At 65.9% G+C, this 4,383-nt stretch carries 2 protein-coding genes; both read right to left on the bottom strand.

Features of this window, described 5'->3' with window-relative positions; translation table 11 throughout:
• On the bottom strand, nt 1–2,989 hold a 2,989-nt coding region (locus AC6LKG_RS26250; RefSeq protein ID WP_498169863.1), incomplete at its 3' end, for a S6 family peptidase.
• A gap of 118 nt (nt 2,990–3,107) precedes the next feature.
• Nucleotides 3,108–4,383: autotransporter outer membrane beta-barrel domain-containing protein (locus AC6LKG_RS26245; RefSeq protein WP_498169860.1), on the bottom strand; the 1,276-nt coding region annotated here is incomplete at its 5' end.

The following is a 4,383-nucleotide window of genomic DNA, read 5'->3' as shown; positions in this document are numbered from 1 at the left end:
TGCCGTCCGCGGCGTCGGCGGCCGTGCCATTGGTGTAGGCCTGCTCCAGTTGAAACAGGTCAGCCGGCGCGGAGGCCGGAGCGCTCAGCAACAGGTCTTCGCGCGCGACGGGCGCGGCGCTGGCGGGGCGGTCGCCGAATTCGGTGATCCGCAAGCGGTTGCCGCCGCCGCTCAGCCCGGTGGTGACCGTCAGGCGGTCATGATCGCCGCCATTCGGATCGACCCGGAAGACAAGCGTGCTGTCCGTCGCGGCAAGCGTGTCGGCCGTCAGGGTGTAGGCGGTGCGGGTCCGGTCCGTGTCTTCGAAGCGCAACAGCGCCTTGTTGGCCTGGAGTCGCCCAAGCGCGGAATCGCCCGTGACGATCCAGTGGGTATTGTCCTGGACCTGCATGCTGGCCTGCGCCGCGTGTACGCTTCCCGTATACACCGTTTCCGGCGCGGCGCTGTCGCCGAGGTCAGCCGCGCGAGGCGCCGTCAGGCCGCCGGATTCGCCGCCGCCAAGACGGACCTGCGCGGCCTGGTCGGACAGAATATTGCCGGTCAGGCGGGTGCCGGGGCCGGCCTCGAGGACGGCGTCCTGGCCATCCAGTATCCAGGACGCGGCCGAGTAGGTCGTTGCGGGGAGGGTGCGATCCGCCGCCGCCAACATCGACAGGATGGCGTTGGCGCCCACGCGGACTTCGCCATCGGAGGCGAGGCCGGCGCGGCCAGTCAACCGGGCGTCGTCGCGCAGGTTCAGCAGCGAGTGGGTGAATACGCTGGGGCGGTCGAGCAGCGCGTGGGTGGAGGAGACATGCGTTTCGCTGTCGGTGCTGTCGATGCCGCCGTTGAAGTGTTCCGTGATGTACAGGGTGGAATGGTTCGCCAGGGTCACTCCTCCCTCGAATCTGCTTGTATCGGCGTCTGTGCCAGCGCTCGATTCACCGGCGCTCGGCGCCGTATTGATGTCCGTGCCGTCGTTCAGGTCGATGACGACGGACGTGCTGCCCAGGGTGACGAACGAATGATCGGCGTGGATATCGGTGGCGAGCACGGCGTTGCGGCCGAGATGGAGCTGCGTGTCGCGCAGTTCCAGCGCCGCCATGCGAAAGTGGCGCGTTTCCCAGTCGGGCTGCGTGAAGGAGACAGGGCGGGTTGGCAGCGAGTCGTCACCCAGGGACTTGAGCATGTCCGCGACGGCGGCGGCATTGGCGGCGTGGACGACCGGGTGTCCTTGCAGGTACAGCAGGCCGTTCTTCTGGATGAACGTGCCGCTGCTGTCGATACCTCCGTCGATGGCGAAGCGGCTCAGGGGCGTGGCGGTGTTGGCGATGTTGACATTGCCGGTGAAATGGCCGTGCCAGAGAGTCGTGGCATTGGCGCCGCCGGGGGCGGCGAAGGCCAGGTTCACCGTGGCGGGGGAGCCGCTATTGGTGAGCACGGCGCCGGCGTCGGCGCCGTTCAGTCGATGAAAGGTGACATCGTTGCCGTTGATGTCGAGCTTGCCCCCGCGGAATCCCCATTGGATGTTGTCCGGATCGATCTGGCGGCTGTCCGCCAGCACCAGGGTAGGGCGGCCGCTGACGATGCGGGCGGCCGCGAAAGCCTGGACCCGGTCGTTGGCATCGGCGCGTTGCGCCAGGATGACGGTGCCATCGCCAATGTTCAACGTGCCCGGGTTGACCCCTGAAGCGCTGATCTTCAGCGTGCCGGCGCCCAGCTTGTGCAGGCTGTCGGCGGCCACGCCGTTGACCTGCCAATCCACGAACGACTCCGCGTTCACCGTGATGCCGCCGCCGCGCCAGGTCTGGGTGTCCGTCGGCATGACGGTGTAGCGGCCGTCGAATGTGAGGGCGCCGGCCCCTTGGTCGACCGTGCTTTCCAGCACGACGAGACCGTCGCCGCGGAAGGTCAGATCCTTGCCGTGGTCCAGTGCCGCGGCCTGATTCGGCCCGAACCTGCCGTGCATGGTCCAGGAGGCCTGCGCCTGGTTCAAGGTGCCGGTTCCGGTGGTCCCGTCGTAGGTCCAGTGGATCTCGCCGTCGGGCTGGTGCGTGATCACCGGCGCATTGGTCTTGCCATCGATGACATCCATGACATCCGGCAAGGGAATCACGTCGAATGCGCTGAGCGTCGCGCCCTCGCCGGACCAGCCGGTCTGCACCGCGACCAGTATCCACTGCCCGCGTTGCGTGTCCCAGGCAAACAGCGGAGAGCCGCTATCGCCGGGGCCGCCGTAGGAGGCCATCGGACCCTGCTTGGGCGAGTAGGTGGCGCCCGGCAGCGCCTGCAGGAACCAGTAGGAATCCTCGGGGGAACCCACCGTGCCGCCGGTCAGGTAGGCATAGCCGCCCGCGATGCGGGTGCGCACGCCGGCCCTGTCCCGAACCCGCTGCACGCCGGAGCCGACCCGGTAGAACACCGGGAAGCGGGACAGGTCCGCATAGGTGCCGGCGGCATCGCCGGCATCGGTCATGGCGATGGGCGCCACTTCGGTCACGATCTTGTTCAGGCGTGGGGAATGGAAGTCCTCCCATCGGTGGTTGTTGCGGTTGACCAGGGTATAGCGGGTGTCACCGCGATAGCCGAACGTGACGCCGGTGTAGCCGCCGTTGTGCTTGACGCTGACGACGTATTGCGGCGCAACCAGGGTTGCGATACCCGTGGTGTCGGCCACGCTGAAATCGATCATGGGCGCGCGGTCCAGGACCGCGTACGGCGCTCCGGCCTTGTCGTACAGTTGGATGTTCCGTGCGCCCGGTCGGAAGACCCCTTTGTTTTCCGCGAAGTCGCGATAGGTCTGGTAAGGCAAATCCGTGCCGACCATGGCGGCATGCAACGGAGCCGCCGCCAACAGGCCCACCAGGATCGACAGCCTGTGGCAGATCGGGCGGATGGCCCGACGGGGCGCGCCATGGCGGCCCGGCCTGTCGCGCGGATCGGGTCTTGCCCGGCTGGCCGAGAGGGTGGGGATGAGGTCGCGGCCAGGTGACAGAGATTTCCAGATCATGCGGCGCTTTCACCGAGGTAAGCGAAAGCGCCCATTGTCATGGACCGAGGTCCGAACGCAGGTCTGATAATGGGATGCCCCAGGACCTGCGTTCGCCTGACCGGGCAACCTTGCCGGCTCAGAACTGATAGCGCACACCGATCTGGCCGCTGTAGTCGTGTTTCAGCTTGCCCGCAAAGCTGCTTTCCACCTGGCTGTAGAAACGCCAGTTGGGCGACAGCCTGGCATTGAGCGAGACGTTGACCAAGTAACGGCTGTCGTCGGCCATCGGTGTGCTCAGCATATCTCCCGGGACGCTGTTGTTCAGGACATCGATACCGCCGCCCCGCCGCAGGTTCTGAAGCCGGAACAGCCCGGCTGAAAGCGTCACCCCGCGTTGTTCATCCGACTGGAAGTTCAGGCCGGCGGCGGCGCCGATCTTGGCATAGACCGGCGTGCTGGCATTGACCCGGACATCGACACTGCTTTCATCGCCATGCAGCGTATAAGCGCTGGTGTAGCCCGTGACCACTTCGACAGAGGGTTCAACGAAGGCGCGATCATTGAGCAGGTTCAGCCGCCATCCCGCCTGCACGCTGGCCAGCAGGGAGGTGGACTGCGCGCCATGTCCTTCGATGCGCAGGTTGGCGGGCATCTGGTAAGTATGGTTGGTTCTCAGGTACTTTGCGATGACGTCGATGAAGGGGCCGTTCTCGTTGATCATGGCATAGTAGACGCCGATGCCGCCGGTGGTGTGCTTTTCCGACAGGCCCGTGTCGCCTTGCCCCGAGCCTTGGGTATAGCTTCCCATGACGCCGTACAAATGCATGCCCTGCTTGCGGTCAAGGCCCAATTGCAGTGTGTTGTGCTTCAAGTGCACTTGCTGATAGTCGGCCTGTCCGTGGCTGGTCTTGATCCATAGCCCGGCCTCTTCATGCAGTTGACGCACGTCTCCCAACCGTTTGTTGAGCTGGTTGGTTTCGAGCACGAAAGCGACCTTCGGCAGGCTCGCCAGCACGGTGGTGCGGTTGACCTGCTGGCGTACCGCGTTGACCTGGTTGACGATGTCGTCGTCCGCGGCGATGCCGGTCTGCCGCAAGCGGCTGATGATCTCGTCGCGCGACCGCAGAGAATCCAGTTCGGACAGCTTCAATGAATACGGCGTGAACAACGACAGTCCCCCGGCGTTTGGCCTGGGGAGGGCGACCGGCGGGTCGGCGGGCTTCTCGGCTGGCGGTTCAACAGGCTTTTCTGCAGGCGGCTCAGCGGGCTTTTCGGCGGGCGGTTCCACAGGCTTTTCGGCCGGCGGGTCAGCAGGCTTTTCTGCAGGCGGTTCCACGGGCTTTTCGGCGGGCGGTTCCACAGGCTTCTCGGTCGGCGGTTCCACGGGCTTCTCGGCCGGCGGTTCCACAGGC

It is taken from the genome of Achromobacter sp. 46006, from assembly GCF_059761975.1.
Note: the sequence above shows the minus strand (reverse complement) of the source record. Positions and strands in the feature narration are given on the sequence as shown.